General features: G+C 63.4%; 17 protein-coding genes, 1 tRNA gene and 1 pseudogene. 9 read left to right on the top strand and 10 right to left on the bottom strand.

What is annotated here, in order from left to right; all coding sequences use genetic code 11:
* Positions 1–19: 19 nt before the first annotated feature.
* The 7 genes from B7P44_RS12220 to B7P44_RS12190 all read right to left on the bottom strand — a co-directional run bounded on the left by B7P44_RS12220 (position 20) and on the right by B7P44_RS12190 (position 6,071).
* The gene (locus B7P44_RS12220; RefSeq protein ID WP_084904385.1) at positions 20–751 is read right to left on the bottom strand and encodes an energy transducer TonB; all 732 of its coding nucleotides are present in this window, start codon (positions 749–751) and stop codon (positions 20–22) included.
* A gap of 216 nt (positions 752–967) precedes the next feature.
* A complete protein-coding gene (locus B7P44_RS12215; protein WP_010090012.1) occupies positions 968–1,204 on the bottom strand; it encodes a (2Fe-2S)-binding protein in 237 nt (78 codons plus the stop codon).
* Positions 1,205–1,342: 138 nt separating this feature from the next.
* Positions 1,343–2,203, bottom strand: a complete 861-nt coding sequence (gene murI / locus B7P44_RS12210) for a glutamate racemase (protein WP_084904382.1) — start codon at positions 2,201–2,203, stop codon at positions 1,343–1,345.
* Positions 2,204–2,245: 42 nt separating this feature from the next.
* Complete coding sequence (gene bfr / locus B7P44_RS12205; RefSeq protein ID WP_010095804.1) at positions 2,246–2,722, bottom strand: bacterioferritin; 477 nt, start codon at positions 2,720–2,722, stop codon at positions 2,246–2,248.
* Positions 2,723–2,882: 160 nt separating this feature from the next.
* Positions 2,883–4,406 (bottom strand): fumarate hydratase, encoded by a 1,524-nt coding sequence (locus B7P44_RS12200; protein ID WP_084904379.1) that lies wholly within the window; start codon positions 4,404–4,406, stop codon positions 2,883–2,885.
* Positions 4,403–5,050, bottom strand: a complete 648-nt coding sequence (locus B7P44_RS12195) for a TIGR00645 family protein (RefSeq protein WP_084904376.1) — start codon at positions 5,048–5,050, stop codon at positions 4,403–4,405. Before B7P44_RS12195 ends, B7P44_RS12200 begins: the two co-directional genes overlap by 4 nt.
* A 121-nt stretch (positions 5,051–5,171) precedes the next feature.
* Positions 5,172–6,071, bottom strand: a complete 900-nt coding sequence (locus B7P44_RS12190) for a DMT family transporter (protein WP_084904373.1) — start codon at positions 6,069–6,071, stop codon at positions 5,172–5,174.
* 313 nt (positions 6,072–6,384) lie between these two features.
* On the opposite strand from B7P44_RS12190, the gene acs reads away from it, so the two are divergent.
* The 4 genes from acs (at position 6,385) to B7P44_RS12165 (ending at position 10,953) form a co-directional block, all read left to right on the top strand.
* A complete protein-coding gene (acs, locus tag B7P44_RS12180) occupies positions 6,385–8,367 on the top strand; it encodes an acetate--CoA ligase (RefSeq protein WP_084904369.1) in 1,983 nt (660 codons plus the stop codon).
* A 73-nt stretch (positions 8,368–8,440) separates the two neighbouring features.
* Positions 8,441–8,785, top strand: a complete 345-nt coding sequence (locus B7P44_RS12175) for a DUF4212 domain-containing protein (protein ID WP_084904366.1) — start codon at positions 8,441–8,443, stop codon at positions 8,783–8,785.
* A 3-nt stretch (positions 8,786–8,788) separates the two neighbouring features.
* On the top strand, positions 8,789–10,804 hold the full coding sequence (locus B7P44_RS12170; RefSeq protein ID WP_084904364.1) for a sodium:solute symporter family protein: 2,016 nt from the start codon (positions 8,789–8,791) through the stop codon (positions 10,802–10,804).
* A 59-nt stretch (positions 10,805–10,863) separates the two neighbouring features.
* Positions 10,864–10,953: transfer RNA gene (locus tag B7P44_RS12165), tRNA-Ser, on the top strand.
* Positions 10,954–11,372: 419 nt separating this feature from the next.
* On the opposite strand, the pseudogene B7P44_RS12160 reads toward B7P44_RS12165, so the two are convergent.
* Positions 11,373–11,674 (bottom strand): annotated as a pseudogene (locus B7P44_RS12160) (transposase); the annotation flags it as partial.
* 212 nt (positions 11,675–11,886) lie between these two features.
* On the opposite strand from B7P44_RS12160, the gene B7P44_RS12155 reads away from it, so the two are divergent.
* From B7P44_RS12155 to B7P44_RS12140, 4 genes are all read left to right on the top strand, one after another.
* On the top strand, positions 11,887–12,654 hold the full coding sequence (locus tag B7P44_RS12155) for a hypothetical protein (RefSeq protein WP_084906639.1): 768 nt from the start codon (positions 11,887–11,889) through the stop codon (positions 12,652–12,654).
* Between the two features lie 38 nt (positions 12,655–12,692).
* Positions 12,693–12,989 (top strand): hypothetical protein, encoded by a 297-nt coding sequence (locus tag B7P44_RS12150; protein WP_133118140.1) that lies wholly within the window; start codon positions 12,693–12,695, stop codon positions 12,987–12,989.
* A gap of 65 nt (positions 12,990–13,054) precedes the next feature.
* Positions 13,055–15,781: an AAA domain-containing protein gene (locus B7P44_RS12145; RefSeq protein ID WP_084904359.1), complete on the top strand. Its 2,727-nt coding sequence runs from the start codon at positions 13,055–13,057 to the stop codon at positions 15,779–15,781.
* 556 nt (positions 15,782–16,337) lie between these two features.
* Complete coding sequence (locus tag B7P44_RS12140) at positions 16,338–18,110, top strand: 3'-5' exonuclease (protein ID WP_084904356.1); 1,773 nt, start codon at positions 16,338–16,340, stop codon at positions 18,108–18,110.
* Positions 18,111–18,244: 134 nt separating this feature from the next.
* Here B7P44_RS12140 and B7P44_RS12135 read toward each other — a convergent pair whose 3' ends face one another.
* Together B7P44_RS12135 and B7P44_RS12130 are read right to left on the bottom strand one after the other, a co-directional pair.
* A complete protein-coding gene (locus B7P44_RS12135; RefSeq protein ID WP_231716615.1) occupies positions 18,245–18,940 on the bottom strand; it encodes a 5-formyltetrahydrofolate cyclo-ligase in 696 nt (231 codons plus the stop codon).
* A gap of 128 nt (positions 18,941–19,068) precedes the next feature.
* Positions 19,069–19,641, bottom strand: a complete 573-nt coding sequence (locus tag B7P44_RS12130; RefSeq protein ID WP_084904353.1) for a TetR/AcrR family transcriptional regulator — start codon at positions 19,639–19,641, stop codon at positions 19,069–19,071.
* 125 nt (positions 19,642–19,766) lie between these two features.
* On the opposite strand from B7P44_RS12130, the gene B7P44_RS12125 reads away from it, so the two are divergent.
* Positions 19,767–20,999 (top strand): MFS transporter, encoded by a 1,233-nt coding sequence (locus tag B7P44_RS12125; RefSeq protein WP_084904350.1) that lies wholly within the window; start codon positions 19,767–19,769, stop codon positions 20,997–20,999.
* Positions 21,000–21,022: the final 23 nt, after the last annotated feature.

The following is a 21,022-nucleotide window of genomic DNA, read 5'->3' as shown; positions in this document are numbered from 1 at the left end:
TCTTCCGGATGAGGCAGTGTTAGTCGGTGAGCCCGAAGTTGTAGGGCTGGGTACGGGCGGCGCGGATCGCCTGACCGTTTTCGATATAGGGGCGGCACGTCGACGCGCGCATCGCGGCGAGGGCGGCCTCGTCGAGGCGCGGATAGCCGCTGCTCTTCTGCAGCTCGACGCTCTCGAGCTTGCCCGTCACGCCGACGACGAAATGCACGTACGCGGTGCCCGATTCGCCGCGGCGGCGGGACATCGACGGATAGTCGGGCTTCACGAACGCGCATTGGAGCGTCGGGACATTCTTCGGCGCGCTGACGTCCATCGTCTCGCGCGCGGGCCCGGTCGCGGCCGACGGCGCGGCGGCAGCCGGTGCGGCGGGCGCCGGCGTCGGGTCGGCCGCGGCGGCGGGTGTCGGCGACGGCGCGGGCGACGGTGCAACCGGCTGCGGCGTCGGCTTCGAAACCGTCGGCACCAGCTTCGGCTCGACCTTGGGCTTCACGCGCGGCGTGGGCTTCGGCGGGGCCGGTTGCGGGATCGATTCGGCCGCGACCTGCTGCGCGATCGGCGCGGGCGCGATCAGTTGCGCGGTGATCGACTGGACCTCGACGTTTTTCGCCGGCGGCGCGTTGCGATGGAGCCAGGCCGCGGTCAGCAGGACCGCGTGCACGGCGAGCACGCCGACCGCAGCGGCGATCACTCGGGGATTCATACGGGGGGCCGCCGGCCAGGCGCCGGCTGGAGCGGAATGCGAAGCCTGCATGTTAGCTTGAAAGAACGGCGCCGCACGCGACGTGCAGCGGGTGACGCAGCATCACTTGCGGAAGATCAGCAACGAGATGCACACGGTGGTAACAAATCCGATCAGCAATTCCATAACAGGCTCCTTGACAGGTAGGCCGTTGGCTCGCGCTGATACTGGCTTGCTGACGGGCAAAACAAAAAATGCGGCCTGAGCCGCACACGCAACCGGCGCGGGTCAGGCCGCCTTGCGCTCGTAGAACGTCACGGGAATCGGGTGAGCATGATGCTCGACGCCGCACCGGCTCGCGCAGACGCCTTGCTCGGCCATGATGTCGCGCACGGACTCCTCGCACTTGCCGCAGCAGGTGGCCACGCCGAGTTCGAACTGGAGTTCATCGAAAGAATCCACGCCTTCCGCAAGGGACGCGCGAATCGTGCGATCAGAGACAGACTTGCACACGCAGACGATCATGATGAGTGCGATAGCTAACGGTAATGCGAATTATTATCATTAAATTTGCCGGCGTTGACAAGCCCGCATCCGGCTTTTTTGTAACAAAACCAGACCCTTAGAGGGGTTACTGACGGAGCAGGGGGCCGGACGAGGGCGTCAGGCGGCCGTGCACGCGTGCGCGTTCGGCGAAGCAATGGCGACGGATTCGACCGGCGCGTCGAGGCCGAGCAAGGCCGACGCGAGCGCGTGCAGCTGCCGGCCGTCGCTGGTCGAGCAGAGGCGCGGCGGCGCGGCCCGGGTGCCGGCCGGCGCGCGCAGGCCGCGTTCGTCGAGGACGCGCACGAGCTGGCGGGCGATCGCGTCGCTGGTGTCGACGATCGTCAGGCGGTCACCGACAAGGTCACGAATCGTTTCCGTGAAGAACGGGTAGTGCGTGCAGCCGAGCACCAGCGTATCGGCGCCCGCATCGAGCATCGGCTGCAGGTAGCCGTCGAGCAGCGCGCGCAACGCAGGCGAACCTGTGTCGCCGCGTTCGACCGCCTCGACGAGCCCGTGCCCGGGCTGGCAGATGAAGCGGCGGCCGGCGCCATAGCGGTCGAGCAGCGCCTGGAAGCGCGCGCTGCCGAGCGTCGACTGGGTCGCGAGCACGCCCACGATGCCGCTCGCGGACAAGGCCGCCGCGGGCTTGATGCCCGGCTCGACGCCGACGAGCGGGATCGCGAGGCGCTCGCGGATGGCGGCGATCGATTGCGCGGTGGCGGTGTTGCACGCGACGACCAGCGCTTTCGCGCCCTCGCGCGCGAGCCACTCGCCGATCGCCAGCGTGCGCTCCGTGATGAACGCCTCGTCGCGCGGGCCATAGGGCGCGTTGCGCGAATCGGCGACGTAGACGAACGATTCGTCGGGCAGCTGCGCACGCACGGCGCGCAGCACCGACAGGCCGCCCAGCCCGGAATCGAAGATGCCGACGGGCGCGCCCGTGGCGGCCGTCGTGGCGATGACGGAAGGCGTCGACATGCTCAGGCAGTCCGCAATGACGGGGAAGGGCGGGGAATGCGCTTACTCCGGCGAACCCATCATCGTCTGCTGGTAGTTCTGGATGCCGACCTTGCCGATCAGGTCGATCTGCGTTTCCAGCCAGTCGATGTGCTCTTCGGTGTCGTCGAGAATCTTTTCGAAGATTTCGCGCGACACGTAGTCACGCACCGATTCGCAATAGGCGATCGCTTCCTTGCAGGTCGCCTGGGAGATCTGCTCGAGCTTCAGGTCGCACTTCAGGATCTCTTCGGTCTCCTCGCCGACGAGCAGCTTGTGCAGGTCCTGCAGGTTCGGCAGGCCGTCGAGCATGAACACGCGCTCGATGAGCCAGTCCGCATGCTTCATTTCGCCGATCGACTCGTCGTATTCGTGCTTGCCGAGCTTCTCGAGACCCCAGTGCTTGTACATGCGGGCATGCAGGAAGTACTGGTTGATCGCCGTCAGCTCGTTCTTCAGCTGGGCGTTCAGGTATTCGATGACTTTCTTGTCGCCTTGCATGGCTTGTTTCCTTCTTGAGGGTGGGGCTTTGGAACCCGAACGATAATCGCTCGAAAGCGAAATGCCAAGCTTCCCGCGCTCGTCCGATCGGCCAGCGGCGCGCGATGAGAATGAGAAGCAAAAAGGCCGGACAGGAGTCCGGCCTTTCGAGCGTTCGCGCTTATGCGGCGGCGACCGGGATCTTGCCGATCTTCGCCTGCCACTCCTTCGGACCGGTCTGGTGCACCGACGTGCCCGACGAATCGACGGCCACCGTCACCGGCATGTCCTGCACGTCGAACTCGTAGATCGCTTCCATGCCGAGGTCTTCGAACGCGAGCACCTTCGCGCCGCGAATCGCCTTCGACACGAGGTACGCCGCGCCGCCGACCGCCATCAGGTAGGCCGCCTGGTGCTTCTTGATCGCGTCGATCGCGACCGGGCCGCGTTCGGCCTTGCCCACCATCGAGATGAGGCCCGTCTGCGCGAGCATCGTCTCGGTGAACTTGTCCATCCGCGTGGCCGTCGTCGGGCCGGCCGGGCCGACCACTTCGTCACGCACCGGATCGACCGGGCCGACGTAGTAGATCACGCGGTTCGTGAAGTCGACCGGCAGCTTCTCGCCCTTCGCGAGCATGTCGGCGATGCGCTTGTGCGCCGCGTCGCGGCCCGTCAGCATCTTGCCGGACAGCAGCAGCGTCTGGCCCGGCGTCCAGCTCGCGACTTCTTCCGGCGTCAGCGTGTTCAGGTCGACGCGCTTGCTGGTTTCCGTGTTCGGTTCCCACTGGACCTTCGGCCAGGCGTCGAGCGACGGCGCTTCAAGCTTCGCCGGGCCCGAGCCGTCGAGCACGAAGTGCGCGTGGCGCGTCGCCGCGCAGTTCGGGATCAGCGCGACCGGCTTCGACGCCGCGTGCGTCGGTGCGGCCATGATCTTCACGTCGAGCACGGTCGCGAGGCCGCCGAGGCCCTGCGCACCGATGCCGAGCGCGTTGACCTTCTCGTGCAGCTCGACGCGCAGCTCCTCGACCCAGTCCTTCGGGCCGCGCGCGATGATTTCCTGGATGTCGATCGGCTCCATCAGCGATTCCTTCGCCATCACCATCGCCTTCTCGGCGGTGCCGCCGATGCCGATGCCGAGCATCCCCGGCGGGCACCAGCCCGCGCCCATCGTCGGCACGGTCTTCAGCACCCAGTCGACGATCGAGTCGGACGGGTTCAGCATCACGAACTTCGACTTGTTCTCCGAGCCGCCGCCCTTCGCGGCGACCTGCACGTCGACCTTGTCGCCCGGCACGATCTCGTAGTGGATCACCGCCGGCGTGTTGTCCTTCGTGTTCTTGCGGCCGCCTTCGGGCGGATTGACGATCGACGCGCGCAGCACGTTGTCCGGATGCGTGTAGCCGCGGCGCACGCCTTCGTTGATCATGTCGGTGACGCCCATCGTCGCGCTGTCCCAGCGCACGTCCATGCCGACCTTCACGAACACCGTGACGATCCCCGTGTCCTGGCAGATCGGGCGGCGGCCTTCCGCGCACATGCGGCTGTTCGTGAGGATCTGCGCGATCGCGTCCTTCGCGGCCGGGCTTTCCTCGAGCTCGTACGCGCGGCCGAGGGCCTGGATGTAGTCGAGCGGGTGGTAGTAGCTGATGTACTGCAGCGAATCCGCGATGCTCTGGATCAGGTCTTCCTGTTTGATGACGGTCATGGCTGAGACTCTGTGAGGACTGTGGGGAATGCGTTGCCGGCGTGTTCCGCCGGCTTGCGGGACGCGACGGCGGGGGCGTGCGTCTCGTGGAAATGCGCGGGATGCGTGTGGGTCGTCAGGCGGTCGACCCACGCCATCACGAGCGCCGACACGAGGAACGACACGTGGATTAGCACCTGCCACATGATCGCGTGGGCGGTGTGCTGGTCCGGGTTGATGAAGGTCTTCAGCAGGTGGATCGACGAGATGCTGATCAGCGCCATCGACAGCTTGACCTTCAGCACGCCCGCGTTCACGTGGTCGAGCCATTCAGGCTCGTCCGGATGCCCCTCGACGCCGAGCCGCGACACGAACGTCTCGTAGCCGCCGACGATCACCATGATCAGCAGGTTCGAGATCATCACCACGTCGATCAGGCCGAGCACCGCGAGCATCACGCCGATCTCGTCGAGGCTCGCCGCGTGCGACAGCAGGTGCCACACCTCGTGCAGGAACAGGAAGGCATAGACGCCTTGCGCGACGATCAGGCCGAGATACAGCGGGACCTGGAGCCAGCGGCTCATGAAGATCAGTCGGGGCAGCGGACGCATGGGGCGGACAACGGGACGGACGGGCGAATGCGGGTCGGTCTGCGGGGCGGGCATGATGGGCGAACGGGCGCGGGTATCGGGGGGTAGCAATTCGGAAAAAGCGCGCTATTGTAGCGCGTCGGCCCGCTTGGCTGCAGCGACGCGCCCCGCGGCCGGGCGGGGCGCCGGGGACGGATCAGGGTGCGACGGGCGGCGTGCGTTTCACGCGCAGGCTTGCAAGCACGATGCCGGTGACGACGCACGCGAGCGCGAAGCCGTGCGCGAGCGTCGGCCGCTCGCCGAGGAACGCGATCCCGTAGACGGCCGCGGCGACCGGCAGCACCGCGCTGAACACGCCGGCGAGGCTGCCCGGCACGTGGCGGATGCCCTTCATCCACATCCAGAACGAGAAGATGCTGGCCGACAGCCCGTACCAGACGACGAGCGCCCAGATGCTCGCCGGCACGCTCGCGTAATGGAAATGCCACATCGCGCCCGCGCCGAGCGGCAGCATCAGCAGCAGGCCGAACAGGTGGGTGTACGCGCAAATGTCGATCGGCGCGAGCGTCTGCGTGAGGCGGCGCGACAGGATCACGTAGATCGATTCGCAGCACACCGCGCCGAGCATCAGCAGGTTCCCCGCCAGCGAGCCGGCCGACGCGCCGGTCGCGGTCGTGCCACCGTTCGCGAAGTTGATCGTCACGACGCCGACGATCGCCAGCGCGATCGACACAAGCGCACGGCCGTTCGGTTTTTCGCGCAGGATCAGCCAGGCGAACAGCGCGACGACGGCGGGGATCGTGCTCGTGATGACGCCGGCCGCGACCGCGCTCGTGCGCTGCACGCCGTTCAGCATCAGCAGCGTGAACATGAAGGTGCCGAAGAACGCCTGCAGGAACAGGTTCAGCCATTCGCCGCGCTTGACCGTGCGCATCTTGACCGGACGGAACAGCGGCCACAGCACGCCGATCGCGATCACGAAGCGCAGCGTGGCGAGAATGACGACGGGAACGAAGGCGACGATCGACTTGCCGATGCCGACGTTGCCGCCGACGAGCAGCATCGACACGATGAGGAAAAGTGCGTAGCGATTCAAGCTGGAATCCGTAAGGCGAGTTCAGTTAGGATTGTAGGGTCGTGGTCGTAACAGCGCAAAGCGCGCCGCCGGGTGTGCCGCAGGTGGTGTCGCCGATTTTGTCCGTAAGTGATGGGTAAGTTGAGACGCTTATCTTGGAAGATGCCGGACCACGCGCTTGCCGTCGTGCGATGTGGTGCGGCGCAGCATCGCGCGCAGCCCCCGGGCCGTGCGCGGGTGAGTGGGAGACAGCGGCGTGGTTGCGCCGACCAAGACGCGGCGCGCACGAATCGCGCCGGCAATCAGAGGATGCATGTTCACCAAGGGGTAGTCGATGTCTGCGATTGAATCGGTTCTTCACGAAAGCCGCCAGTTTGAGCCGCCCGAGGCGCTCGTGAAGGCAGCGGCCATTTCCGGCATGGAAGCCTATCGTGCGCTTGCCGACGAGGCCGAGCGTGATTACGAAGGCTTCTGGGGGCGCCAGGCCCGCGACACGCTCGCGTGGCACAAGCCGTTCACGAAGGTGCTCGACGAGTCCGATGCGCCGTTCTACAAGTGGTTCGACGACGGCGAGCTGAACGCGTCGTACAACTGCCTCGACCGTCACGTCGCGGCCGGCAACGGCGAGCGCGTCGCGGTGATCTTCGAAGCGGACGACGGCACCGTCACGCGCGTCACGTATGCCGACCTGCTCGCACGCGTGTCGCGTTTCGCGAACGCGCTGAAGCAGCGCGGCATCGGCCGTGGCGACCGCGTCGTCATCTACATGCCGATGTCGATCGAGGCGATCGTCGCGATGCAGGCATGTGCGCGCATTGGGGCGACGCACTCGGTCGTGTTCGGCGGGTTCTCCGCGAAGTCGCTCAACGAGCGGCTCGTCGACGTCGGCGCGAGCGCGCTCGTCACCGCCGACGAACAGCTGCGCGGCGGCAAGACGCTGCCGCTCAAGAGCATCGCCGACGAGGCGCTCGCGATGGGCGGCTGCGACGCGGTCAAGAGCGTGATCGTCTATCGCCGCACCGGCGGCAAGGTCGACTGGCATGCGGACCGCGACCTGTGGATGCACGAGCTGACGGCAGGCGCTGCCGATGCGTGCGAGCCGGAATGGGTCGGCGCCGAGCATCCGCTGTTCATCCTGTATACATCGGGCTCGACCGGCAAGCCGAAGGGCGTGCAGCACAGCACCGGCGGCTATCTGCTGTGGGCCGCGTTGACGATGAAGTGGGCGTTCGACTGGAAGCCGTCCGACGTGTTCTGGTGTACCGCCGACATCGGCTGGATCACCGGCCATACGTACATCACGTACGGCCCGCTCGCGTGCGGCGCGACGCAGATCGTGTTCGAGGGCGTGCCGACCTATCCGGACGCCGGCCGCTTCTGGAAGATGATCGCGGACCACAAGGTCAGCGTGTTCTACACCGCGCCGACCGCGATCCGTTCGCTGATCAAGGCGGCCGAGGCCGACGACAAGGTCCATCCGAAGAGCTACGACCTGTCGAGCCTGCGCATCATCGGCACCGTCGGCGAGCCGATCAACCCCGAAGCGTGGATGTGGTATCACAAGCACGTCGGCCAGGAGCGCTGCCCGATCGTCGACACGTGGTGGCAGACCGAGACCGGCGGCCACATGATCTCGCCGCTGCCGGGTGCGACGCCGACCGTGCCGGGCTCGTGCACGCTGCCGCTGCCGGGCATCATGGCGGCCGTCGTCGACGAGACGGGCCAGGACGTGCCGAACGGGCAGGGCGGGATTCTCGTCGTCAAGCGCCCGTGGCCGTCGATGATCCGCACGATCTGGGGCGACCCGGAGCGCTTCAAGAAGAGCTACTACCCCGACGAGCTCGGCGGCCGGCTCTATCTCGCCGGTGACGGCACCGTGCGCGACAAGGGCACCGGCTACTTCACGATCATGGGCCGGATCGACGACGTGCTGAACGTGTCGGGCCACCGGCTCGGCACGATGGAGATCGAGTCGGCGCTGGTCGCGCACGAGCTCGTCGCCGAGGCGGCCGTGGTCGGGCGTCCGGACGAGACGACGGGCGAGGCGGTGGTCGCGTTCGTCGTGCTCAAGCGCACGCGTCCGGAAGGCGAAGAGGCCGCGAAGCTCGCGAAGGAGCTGCGCGACTGGGTCGGCAAGCAGATCGGGCCGATCGCGAAGCCGAAGGACATCCGTTTCGGCGACAACCTGCCGAAGACGCGTTCCGGCAAGATCATGCGCCGCCTGCTGCGCTCGCTCGCGAAGGGCGAGACGATCACGCAGGACACGTCGACGCTCGAGAACCCCGCGATCCTCGACCAGCTCGCCGAAGTGCGCTGAGCCGGCGTTGCGGCATGCGCCCCTGCGCGGCAATCCCGATTGCCCGCGCAGGGGCTTTTTGCTACACAAGGGCATGACCGTCCCGTCCCGTCCCGCGCCTGTCGCGCCGCCGCCCGTCCCTGCGCCGCTCGCGCGCGCGCATGCGCGCTACTGGCGCTTCAACGTCGCGCTGATCGCCGTGCTGATGGCGACCGGCTTTGCGGTGTCGTTCATCGTCCCGTTCTTCGCGCCGGCGCTCGCGGGCGTGCGCTTCGCCGGGTTCAGCCTGCCGTTCTACGTCGGCGCGCAAGGCGCGATCCTCGTCTATCTCGTGCTGATCGTGGTGTACATCGGGCTGATGCAACGCGCCGACCGCATCCTGCGCAGTACGTACGACGCGTACGCGGCACAGGCCGGCGACACGCGTGGCGGGCGCTGACGCATGCTGACGCATCGCCTGATCCGCGCCTATGTGCTGTACACGCTCGGCTTTCTCGGGTTCGTGCTGCTGCTGGGGCAGATCGAGCGCGCGGCCGGCTCCGGCGTGTGGATCGGCTACGTGTTCCTGTTCGTGCCGATCGCCGTCTATGCGGTGATCGGGCTGCTGTCGCGCACGTCCGACCTCGTCGAGTACTACGTCGCCGGGCGGCGCGTGCCGTCCGCGTTCAACGGGATGGCGACCGCCGCCGACTGGCTGTCGGCCGCGTCGTTCATCGGCCTAGCCGGATCGCTGTACGCGACCGGCTACGACGCGCTCGCCTACCTGATGGGCTGGACCGGCGGCTTCTGCCTCGTCGCGTTCCTGCTCGCGCCGTATGTGCGCAAGCTGGCCCGCTACACGATTCCCGATTTTCTCGGCACGCGCTTCTCGAGCACCGCGGTGCGTGCGCTCGCGGCGGGCGCGGCGATCCTGTGCTCGTTCGTCTATCTGGTCGCGCAGATCCAGGGCATCGGGCTGATCGCGACGCGCTTCATCGGCGTCGATTTCGCGATCGGCATCTTCTGCGGGCTCGCGGGCATTCTCGTCTGCTCGTTCCTTGGCGGGATGCGCGCGGTCACGTGGACGCAGGTCGCGCAGTACATCATCCTGATCAGCGCGATCCTGATTCCCGTGTCGCTGATCGCGATGAAGAACGGGCTCGGGCCGGTGCCGCAATTCAGCTACGGGCAGTTGATGGAGCGTGTCGCCGCGCGCGAAGCGCAGATGCGCGATTCGCGTGACGAGCAGCAGGTGCGCGATGCATATCGCCGGCAGGCCGCGCACATCCAGACGCAGCTCGACCGGCTGCCTGCATCGTATGCGCAGGAGCGGGAGCGGCTCGTCGACCAGCTCGCCGACCTGCGCCGCCACAATGGGCCGCTGCGCGAGATCAGCCAGCGCGAGCGCGCGCTCGCGGACTTCCCGCGCGACCCGGCGGCGGCGCGCGTGGTGTGGTCGCAGGCGCGCGACGACCTGCTCGCTCGCGCGGCGCCGCCGGTGCCGATGCACGAGCCGTTTCCGGCGGCGAGCGAAGACGAGCGGCGGCCGCGTGAACGAAACTTCCTCGCGCTGCTGCTGTGCCTGTCGCTCGGCACCGCGAGCCTGCCGCACATCCTGACGCGCTACAACACGACGACGTCGGTCGCGTCCGCGCGCCGCTCGGTCGGCTGGACGCTGTTCTTCATTGCGCTGTTCTATTTGAGCGTGCCGGTGCTCGCGGTGATGATCAAGTACGAGATTCTCGCGAACCTCGTCGGGCGGCCGTTCGCGGCCCTGCCGGCGTGGGTCACGCAGTGGCATCACTTCGAGCCGGACCTGATCAGCGTCGTCGACGAGATTCGCGACGGCATCGTCCACTGGTCCGAAATCCAGATGCAGCCGGACATGGTCGTGCTGGCCGCGCCGGAAATCGCCGGGCTGCCTTACGTGATGTCCGGGCTGATCGCGGCGGGCGCGCTCGCGGCCGCGCTGTCGACCGCGGACGGCCTGCTGCTGACGATCGCGAATGCGCTGTCGCACGACATCTACTACCACATGGTCGCGCCCGACGCATCGAGCCAGCGGCGGGTGACGATCTCGAAGGTGCTGCTGCTCGGGGTCGCGCTGTTCGCGTCGTATGTCGCGTCGCTCAATACCGGGAAGATCCTGTTTCTCGTCGGCGCGGCGTTCTCGCTCGCGGCGTCGAGTTTCTTTCCGGTGCTCGTGCTGGGCGTGTTCTGGAAGCGCACGACGACGCGCGGCGCGATCGCCGGGATGGTGACGGGGCTCGTGGTGTGCGTGTATTACATCGTGTCGACCTATCCGTACTTCGCGCAGCTGACCGGCTTCGCCGGGCCGACGTGGTTCGGGATCGAGCCGATCAGCTCCGGCGTGTTCGGCGTGCCGGCGGGGTTTGCGGTCGCGATCGTCGTCAGTCTGCTCGACCGCCGGCCGGACGATTACACGCGTGCGCTCGTCGACTACATTCGCCATCCGTGAGGGTTGTGTACAAGGGAGTGGCGGGGCATCGCAAGAGTTTGCTATACTCTCGCTCTTCCGGAGAGATGGATGAGTGGTTTAAGTCGCACGCCTGGAAAGCGTGTATAGGTGAAAGCCTATCGGGGGTTCGAATCCCCCTCTCTCCGCCAGAATTGATGAAAAAGCCCCGCAAGATCAATGATCTGCGGGGCTTTTTGTTTTTTTAACCCATCATGCAACCCATCATCAGGTCGAAACTCGCCCGGTTCGCTGAACTTCACCGCCGCTCATGCCCATTATGAAGTGGCGGTGAACTCGCATCGCGCAGAGGTTGCTCGTTCCCGCCACGTCACGCGCAATGAACCACGGCTCGCCGAAACCGCAGTAGCCGTGAAGAACACGGCGGCCTTCGAAATTCCGAACAGCGCCCGTGCTGCCGTCGAGCACGTCCTACTGATGCACGTCGGCAGTTGGCAAACGTGCCCGTCCACGTGATCGCGACGGCCCATGTACGTCTGGCTCAATTCGTTGCGGCCGACAAACTGTCGCCAATCGCGGACGTGTAAATCTCGACTGTAGTCGTAACGTTATGCGCCCGCATGAACGCGTACCTTGCCGTTATCCCTTTGCAAAGTACGCGGCGGCTTTTTTGGGAATGTCGCGCTCCTCGGTCACCCGCTTGAGTTCGGCCTTCAGTCGCCGCACCTCGGCGCTCTGGTCCAATTCCGTCTGCCGCACGACATCCGGCTTATCGAACTTCGCTCGCCAGGCATACAGGCTATGCGTAGTAATGCCTAAACGCTGGGCCACATCTGCTACTGAATGGCCTCGCTCGGTGACTTGCTTGACTGCTTCGATCTTGAACTCATCGGTGTACCGCTTGCCGCTCATACTGACCTCCTCGGTTGCCGTAAATTATGGCTCGAAGATGTCTACGGAAGGCTGGCCGGTCCAGGCGCTATCCAAACTGTCAAATCGAGAATGCCGAGAGTCGAGTCAAAGATCACGTGGCTCTGGCATTGATGGCGCTCGTACTGTGTTTTTCGTTTAAGCTGTGGGCGCAAACCTGTACTGCACTTCGGTGCTTTCTTAGAATGTCGACTATGCCGAATGCCACCTTTCCCTTTGCTATCGACGATTTTTTGGCATCTGTAGTTGAGGCATTTAAGGCCAGTGGAGACGCGCGGTCTATTGCAACGCTCGTCGAGGGGCAATGTGAAGCGGTAGTTTGGGATTCAGATTTCGGAATATATGCTTGGCGGTTGTTCATCGCTTTGCCGGTTCAACTCTTCTATGCAATGAGTGAAGAAGAGCGAGCAGCTACGCAAGCATCTATCGAGTCTGCCGCGTCACCGTTTTTCGCGGCCACGCCGGGCGATGCGCTTCAAGCTGTCGTGATTACCCCGAAAGTACAACAGGCGACGGCGAACTGGCGTGACGACGCGATTCGATTTGTAAAAGGCGAGGGTGTCACAAATCAAGGACGAGTTCGAAGTGACAACATTGCATCGAAGCAGCATCGGGGGCTACTTTTCCGGTCGAAGCCCGAAATCACGTTATTCGAGGCATTGACGCGTGCCAAGCTGGCCGTCGCGCCTTTACCGGTCTTCGTTCGAATAGGGAAAGCATATAACCGACTAGAGCCTGACTTTGTGGTCGTCTACAAGGGGCTAACCTTCGTGGTCGAAGTAGACGGAGATACTTATCACCGAGAGTTGCCTGCCGAGGCGGATAAGCGTCTTATCCCGCTTACCTATGAGGGCGTAGAGGTTCGCCGGATTAAGGCGAGCGACCTAGAGACGAATGCATCGGCCGATCTTGTGGTTCGGGAGCTTATCGAGTTTATGGCCCGCCGCAAAGAATCGCGGTAACACATTTCGCAGTGAACGACTGCGAGGGGATAGCCTTCATGAAATTGATCATCTTGAGCGCTGCCGAAAGCTTGCGGAGTCCTGACACTGCAACAGAACTGGATCCGCGCACGACGATGTTCGCCAGGCAGGATCTGCCGTCCCTGACTGCTCATCACCGTGACATCGAAGCCATTCAGTTCACCGTCGGTGTGCCGGAAGTCGTAGCCATTCAGTTCGAGACGGCTCGTAGCTGCCGCGGCGTGTCGTCGCTTCTTGCGCGGACAGAAGAACGATTCCGAACCGGAAGCGATTCTGCGGAACCGGCGAAGTTGAGCCACAGAACTCGGCCGTGAGCGGCCAGCCGATACTCTCGCAAAGATTGGCGACAATATGTCGTTCGAGCACGAATAAAGGACTTATGGTTTCTATCCATGTAGGTGGAGAGGACAAGACCACGAAGATCAGCGACTGGGCGATTTACTGGAGCGACAAGTACGAAACCCTGCAACTGACGTGCTATTACCCATCCCAAAAAAAATTCACGCGCCCGCTAAGTGACTGCCGCGTTGATCCCATTCGTGAGTTGGGCGAGATGCTGCTGACGAAGCGGGGCAGCGCGATCGTCCAGTCCATTGAAAAGGCGACGATCTACGGCGAGCGGTATGCCGTCGTGCACTATCCGGGTACTGTCAAGCCCTACGTCTACAAATTGGACAGTATCGGGTTCGTCACGCAGACAGCGATGAAGGATACGCTGGTCTTTGGCTATTTCGTTGCGGTGGCGAACGCCCGAAGGGATCGCGCAGGTTCGGCGGATCATCGGAAGATCGCGGCCAATGTGGTGCACCAACTAGAGAAACTGCCGCCCTGTCCGGGCACCGCCTTGGATGCTTATTGCACCGGGCAGAACAGAACGCGGACGCCGGACGGCGGCCTGATCTATCCATTCGGCGTGAACGAAAGTCAGCTCGCGGCGGTCGAGCAGGCGTTCAGCGCGCAGATCAGCGTGATTGAAGGGCCGCCTGGAACCGGCAAGACGCAGACGATCCTGAACATCCTCGCCAATATCCTGCTGCGCGGCAAAACGGTCGCGGTACTGTCTAACAACAATGCTGCGGTGGAAAACGTTTACGAGAAGCTGGAAAAGTTCGGCCTGGAACACTTGGTCGCCAAGCTCGGCAGCAAGCAGAACCGAAAGGATTTCTTCGCCAACCTGCCTCCTTGGCCATCGGCCGAACCCGAGTCTGCACCGACGATGGACGAAATCCAGGTGATGCTTGCACAGTTGAAGCAGCATCTGCATGACCACAACACGGCAGCGCAATTGCAGGCCGATATCGATGAGCTAACTATCGAACGTGGCTATCTGCAGCAGTGGCAGAACGAGAACGGGGTACAGGTTCCAGCGTCTCTGGACAAGTACGGGCTGTCTCCGAGCAAGACGGCGGACTTGATGGCCTACCTGTCCCATCTTGGGGAGCAGCGCATCCGGCTCAAGGACCGGATCGAGCTGCTGTTCAACTTCAAGATTTTTCGCGCCAAGCCTTTCGCGAAGGACACGCGCCTGTCCTTTTTCCATGCCCTGCAGATGCACTACTACGACAAGGCGCTGCAGAAGAAAGAAGCGGCCTTGCAGGCTTGCCGCGAGTCGCTGGCGCGCGGCCATTTCACGGCCTTGCTGGACGCATTGTCGACAGGGTCGATGCGCTACCTGAAGCAACACCTGCATGCGCAGGCCCCGGTGCCGCAAATCTTCGATGAGCAGCGGTACCGACAACAGTTCGATGCGTTCATGCAGCGCTTCCCTATCCTTGGCAGTAGCACACACTCCATCATCAATTCGCTCGCGCAGGGGGCGACCCTCGATTACGTCATCATCGACGAGGCTTCGCAACAGGACATCGTGCCGGGCGTCTTGGCGCTGGGCTGCGCGAAGAACCTGATCGTCGTCGGCGATAGCCGGCAGTTGGCGCACATTCCGGTGGAGTTGGGCCTGGAAGCCCCAGCTGACGTGTACGACTGCGAGCGATACAGCCTGCTCGATTCGTGCATAGGCGTGTTCAAGGACGCGTTGCCCAGGACCTTGCTGAAAGAGCATTACCGCTGCCATCCCAGGATCATCCAGTTCTGCAATCAGCAGTTCTACGATAACGCGCTTGTACCGATGACCCGGGACAACGGCGAAGCTCCCTTGCGTCTGTTGGTGACCGCTAAGGGCAACCACGCCCGCAAGAATACTAATCTTAGGGAACTGGACTCCTTGCTCAAGGTGCTCGAAGATGAGGGTGAGCCTGTCGGGCTGGACGGCGACGGCCGAGGCTTCATCGCCCCCTTCAGGGCACAGGTCACCCTCTCTGGCACGCACTTGCCGGCGGATTTCGTCAAGGAAACCGTGCACAAGTTCCAGGGCAGGGAATGCGACGAGATCGTCTTCTCCACCGTATTGGACAAGAAGCGTTACAACCTGGAGCGGCTGGATTTCGTCGATGACCCCCGTATGGTCAATGTGGCGGTGTCGCGGGCCAAGAGTCGGTTCACTCTAGTGACGGGCGATGAGGTCTTCACCGCGAACAACGGCCACATCGCGGCCTTGATGCGCTACGTCGAGTATTACGCGCAGGACGAGCAGATCGTGCGTGCACCCGTGGTGTCCGCCTTCGACCTACTGTACAAGGAATATGACCAATCCCTGGCGCGGCTCAACGCTAGGTTACGGCCCGAAGATTCACGATACAAATCCGAGCAGATTGTGGCACAGGTGCTCCGCGACGCGCTGTCCGACGCGTCGTGCCAGGCAATAACCTTCCACACCCAGATTCCGCTGGACCAGGTCGCCTCATCGACTAACTCAGCCTTGACGGCGCGAGAACTGGCATTCATGCGCAACCGTGCCAGTTGCGACTTCGTGCTCTATTTCAAGGTGGGCAAAACCCCGTTGGGGGTGATCGAAGTCGATGGCGGCTCCCATGACAGACCGGAGCAAGCGGCACGAGATGACTTGAAGAACAGCATCCTGGCGAAGAGCGACCTTCCCATCCTGCGCCTGCGTACTGTCGAGAGTGGAATTGAGGAGAAAGTCGCGGGGTTTCTTGCCGCATGGGCACGAACGACCTCTAACGAAGGACGCGCGACGGCTAACGCATGATGTCCGAAAATGTCCGCAGAAATTGTTACGTGAGTCTGGCCACTGTCCCATCGAAGAGTCCGCCGAAAACTCGCTCACATCATGGCACTGTTTACCGGGGGTCGCTCACGACGCGAGACTCACTGCCTGATTGGTCCAACATTCCGCCGCAGGTCAACGAACTCGAGGGTCTTTTCTGATCCGCATCAGTTGCCGTATTTGATAAAGAATGTAGCGGGCAAGCTGGTATTTAGCGGCGTTCCATTATTGCGCGGCACGTATCCAAACTGATTACCCGGCAGGACCGCTCGTTTCGACAGCAAGCTTCGTCAGATCAACGTCCAAATAAAGCGTTGACGCAGTTTAAGAAACTCATCCTGAATGCCGATAAGATTATGATGCGGTGGTCCGGCTCCGTCGGATAATGGAAGTCATATACCCTATAGAAGATCCTCACTCCAAATGCGGACGTTCTGTTTTTAGCGCATGGGCGTGCGGTAGATTTATGTAACCAATCATCTCCAACGTTATGGCAAAAGCAATTATCGTCCCCTCGCTCTCGTCTTGCGCAGGAAGAATGTGGCAAGGAGAGCGGCGGTTTGCTGAACGTCTCGAGCAGAAGCTGGATGACGACTACAAGATTTGGTATGACGTGCGTATCGCTTCGATGCAGGAGTACCCTGATTTTGTCATCCTGCATCCGCAACATGGCGTGCTTGTCCTCGAGGTCAAGGACTGGAAGCCGAGCACCATCATAAAGGCCACCCCTGGAGACTGGGACATCCTGGGCACCCATGGTCCAAAATCGGTGACCAACCCGTTAGAGCAGGCCAGGCGATATACGGTAGGGATTATCGACGCTCTCGAACGCGATCCTCAGCTCGTTCACCCAAAAGGGCATCCTTATCAAGGAAAGCTGCGATTTCCATGGGCATTTGGCGTTGTGTTTCCCAACATATCGCGCAAGCAGTTTATGGACGGCCTGCTGGACCGCGCCATCAACCCGAATCACGTTATCTGCTCGGACGAGATGACCGAGTCGGTGGATGAGGAGCGGTTTCAGCAACGCCTCTGGCAAATGTTCCGGTTCCAGTTCAGAGACAAACTGACAATGCCGCAGATCGACCGGATTCGCTGGATTCTTTTCCCGGAAGTTCGCGTGCCGACCAGACAACAGGAATTGTTTGCGGACGAACTGGAGCTGCCAGACATCATGGCGGTGATGGACGTTCAGCAGGAGCAGCTTGCGCGTAGCCTGGGTGACGGGCACCGTGTCATCCACGGCGTTGCCGGGTCAGGCAAGACGATGATTCTGGGCTACCGCGCGGAGTATCTCGCCGGCACGTCAGAAAAGCCGGTGCTGATTCTGTGTTTCAGTGAGCCGCTGTCCAAGCGGCTGAAAAGCTGGATGGACATGAAAGGCTTGTCGGAGAAGGTTTCCGTACGCCATTTCCACGGCTGGTGCTTCGATCAACTGAAGACGTACAACCAGCCTCGGCCAAGCGAGACGGGTGACGCATTTTTTCCTGCGCTGGTGCAGCGTGTGATCACCAGTGTCGACCTCGGGCACATCCCGACCAGTCAGTACAGTGCGATCCTTATCGACGAGGGACACGACTTTGAGCCGAGCTGGTTCAAGCTCGTGGTGCAGATGGTGTCGCCGGAGAGCAATCACCTGCTCGTCTTGTATGACGATGCCCAGTCGATTTTCAACCGATCGAGCCATCGCGGCTTCAGCTTCAAGAGTGTCGGCGTGCAGGCCCAAGGCCGCACGACGATCCTGAAAGTCAACTACCGCAACACGCGGCAGATTCTTGAACTGGCCGCGCTGATTGCCAAGGACATCCTGGATCCGAAGGCGACGGATGATGATGGCGTGCCGCTGATTCGGCCGGTCAGTTGCGGGCGAGAAGGCCCGCCACCTCAGTTGATCAAGTTGCCGTCCATCAAGGACGAAGCCGCGGAGATCGCCCGGCGGATGGCGCAAGCGCATCAACAAGGGGTCGCATGGCAGGATATGGCGATTGTTTATCGCACGTGGCCGGTCGGACAAACCTGCGTCGATGCACTGGCGCGAGCCAAAATTCCGTACCAGTGGCAGCAGCGCGACAAGAAATCCTTTTCGCCGACGGCGGATGCGGTAACGGTGTTGACCATGCACGCCAGCAAGGGCTTGGAGTATCCCTTCGTTGCGATTCCTGGCGTGGGTTTGCTGTCTGCCGAAGAGGACGAGCTCGAACAGGAAGCCAGGCTGTTTTATATCGCGGCTACACGATCCACGCGTCAACTCTTGGTGACGGGCAGCGGCGATTCTCTGTTCATGAACAAGCTGTTTCCCGCTGCAGCGTAGATGGCTTGTGTTTGATGTCGAGGTGCCGGGTGTATGACCCGGCTTCTCGTCGACGCGGCGTTGCATGCCGGTGCGATCCGCCACCGAAGCGCGTTGCTTCGCAGCGGGTCATGTTGATAGACGTGTCGCGGGCTTTATCGCGAATCGCCAGTCCGCTCGGTTTTGGCGGGATGCATCGAGCCGCCGGACGACGAGCTCCGTTGCATGGCGATCATCAGAATCGGAAAGCCGATCGGGAAGAGGGCAAGCTGCATCACGGCCAGCCCGCCATCCGCGGCCACCGCGACCGGCGACAGCGCCAGCTTGACGGCCGCACCGACGGCCGTCGGCTTTTCCGTCACGTCAACGTGATACTCGGAATTGAACGCCTGCGGCAGTTCCGCGCCGTCGAGGCTGCTCGGCAGGTAGCGCATGCCGCTGATCGTGCCGCGTTCGGTGAGGCGATAGCCTTCGTCCTTGAAACCATCCGCGAGCGCACGAGCGCGCGCGTCGCTGTCCGGTTGCGCATCTTCCCTCGACAAGTCGATCCGGTAGCGGCCCGAGATCTTGTCGCCCTGCGCCTCGAAGTCGATGAACTCGGTGTTCAGTTTCTGCCGGTACGACGCCGTCATCACCGCGCGCAGTTGCGGCGGCATGTCGAAGATGTAGTGGTATTTCTTGCCGAGCACGACCAGTTTCTTGCCGTCCTGGGTAATCAGGAATGCAGACAGCGTTTCTTCGTATTTCGAATCCTCGAGCCAGCGGTCGGTGATCGGGCCGATACCCTTGCAACCGGCCGTCAGACCGGATGCCGTCGCGATGGAAAGCGCGAGAAAAAGTCTTCTTTTCATGAATGCCGCATTGAATATTGTTATACAGCGGAACTGCGTGAATGCCGGACGGGATGCGTGATGAAACGCGTTGTCCGGACGGCCGGTTTATTGTTTGCGTATTGTAGGGTTTAAATCGCCTTCGCGCATCACGCCTCGATCTCGACAACCCGCGCCAGCACCCGATCCAGCAACGCCTGCGCAAACGGGTACGCCGGCGCTTGCGCGGCGAACAGGATCCGGTAGACCAGCGGTGCGATGACGTAATCCATCAGGGTCTGGCAGGCCGGCGGCGTCTCCCCGCGCGCAAGCGCCTGCTCGCGCATGCGGTCCAGCTGTTCCTCGATGCAGTGCGCGCATTGCCCCGCATTAAGCGGGTCGGCGCTGCTCAGCACGTCGCGCAGCAGCGCGCGGCCGACCTCGGACGACATCTCCTCGAGATACTGGGCCAGCCAGTTCTCCATGTCCTGTCGGAACGAACCCGTGTCCGGCGGAAGACTGTCGGGCAGCAGATGCTCGATCGCCACGTCGGAAAGCAGCTGCGGCAGGTCGCCCCAGCGCCGGTAGATGGTGGACGGCGTCACGCCGGCGCGCGCCGCGATGGCCGGCACGGTCAGGCCGTCCCGGCCGTTTTCCTGCTGGAGGCCCCGGACTGCGCGATGCACGGCTTCCTGCACGCGCGCGCTGCGACCACCCGGCCTCAATCCCTTTCTCGTCGTCATGGTCGATTCAATTCCTTCATGCAACATACCGGGCAACTCACGACACTAAAGCAAATTATTTGCATTTGCGCGCGCCCGTCGCTATATTAAAGCGCATTCTTTGCTTTAGTGGACCGGCCGCTCTCATGTCGAACGTCACCCAAACCGACGCACCCGCCGCAGCGGCGCCTGCAACGACCGCTTCCGCGCTGACGACCCACACGATCACGCTGGTGGGCTATCTGGCCGCGTCGAGCGTACCGACGCCGCTCTATCGGCTCTACCAGGCGCAATGGCATTTCTCGCCGATGCTGCTGACGCTGATCTTCGGCGTGTACGCGCTGTCGCTGCTGTCGGCGCTGATCGTGGCGGGGGCGCTGTCCGATTATATCGGCCGGCGTCCGGTGATCAGCGCGGCGCTCGTCCTCGAAATGGGGGCGATGGGGCTGTTCCTGGCGGCAGTCGGCCCGGGCTGGCTGATCGCCGCCCGGGTGCTGCAAGGCGTGGCGACCGGGCTCGCCACAGCGTCCCTGGGGGCGGCCCTCATCGACCTGGACAGGGAGCGGGGCGCGCTCACCAACGGGCTGGCGCCGATGGGCGGCATGTCGCTCGGGGTGCTCGGCTCGACCGCGCTGGCCCAGCTGGCGCCGGCGCCATTGCATCTCGTGTTCGTCCTGCTGCTGGCGCTGTTCGCGTTTCAGCTGTTCCAGACGTGGCGCACGCCGGAAACGGCGGGCGGCCGGCCCGGCGCGCTGAAGTCGCTGCGGCCGAGCATTTCGGTGCCGCCGGCCGCCAGGGCCGAACTGCTGGCGATCACGCCGATCAACGTGGCGGTGTGGGCGCTCGGTGGTTTCTATCTGTCGCTGATGCCGTCGCTGATCGGCAAGGTGACCGGCGCGGCATCGGTCTGGTTCGGCGGGCTGAGCGTTGCGGCGCTGACGTTGAGCGGCGGGGCGGCCATCCTGGTCGTGCGCCTGCGCAAGCCGCTGCCGGTGCTGATCGTCGGCGCGCTGGCGCTGCTCGTCGGCATCCCCGCGATCCTCGCGGGCGCCGACCTCGGCCTGACGGCGGTGCTGCTCGTCGGCTCGGTGATTGCCGGAATCGGCTTCGGTGCGGCTTTCCTCGGCGCGGTGCGCAGCGTGATGCCGCTCGCGCAGCCGCACGAACGAGCGGGACTGATGGCGGCCTTCTACGTCGAAAGCTATCTCGCGAACAGCCTGCCGGCGATTTTCGCCGGCTACATGACGCCGCGGATCGGGTTGCTGAAGGTCGCCAATTTCTATGGAAGCGTGTTGATTCTGCTGGTGCTGACGGGGCTGGTGCTCGCGATCGCGCGACATCGGCGCGATCGCCGCGTGGCCGGACAGGCCGCGCATTGACCGGGCACGGGATATCAGCGCGC

This window comes from Burkholderia ubonensis subsp. mesacidophila, assembly GCF_002097715.1.
Taxonomy (GTDB): Bacteria; Pseudomonadota; Gammaproteobacteria; order Burkholderiales; family Burkholderiaceae; genus Burkholderia; species Burkholderia mesacidophila.
The sequence above is the reverse complement of the archived record's forward strand: the minus strand, read 5'-3'. Positions and strand labels throughout refer to the sequence as shown.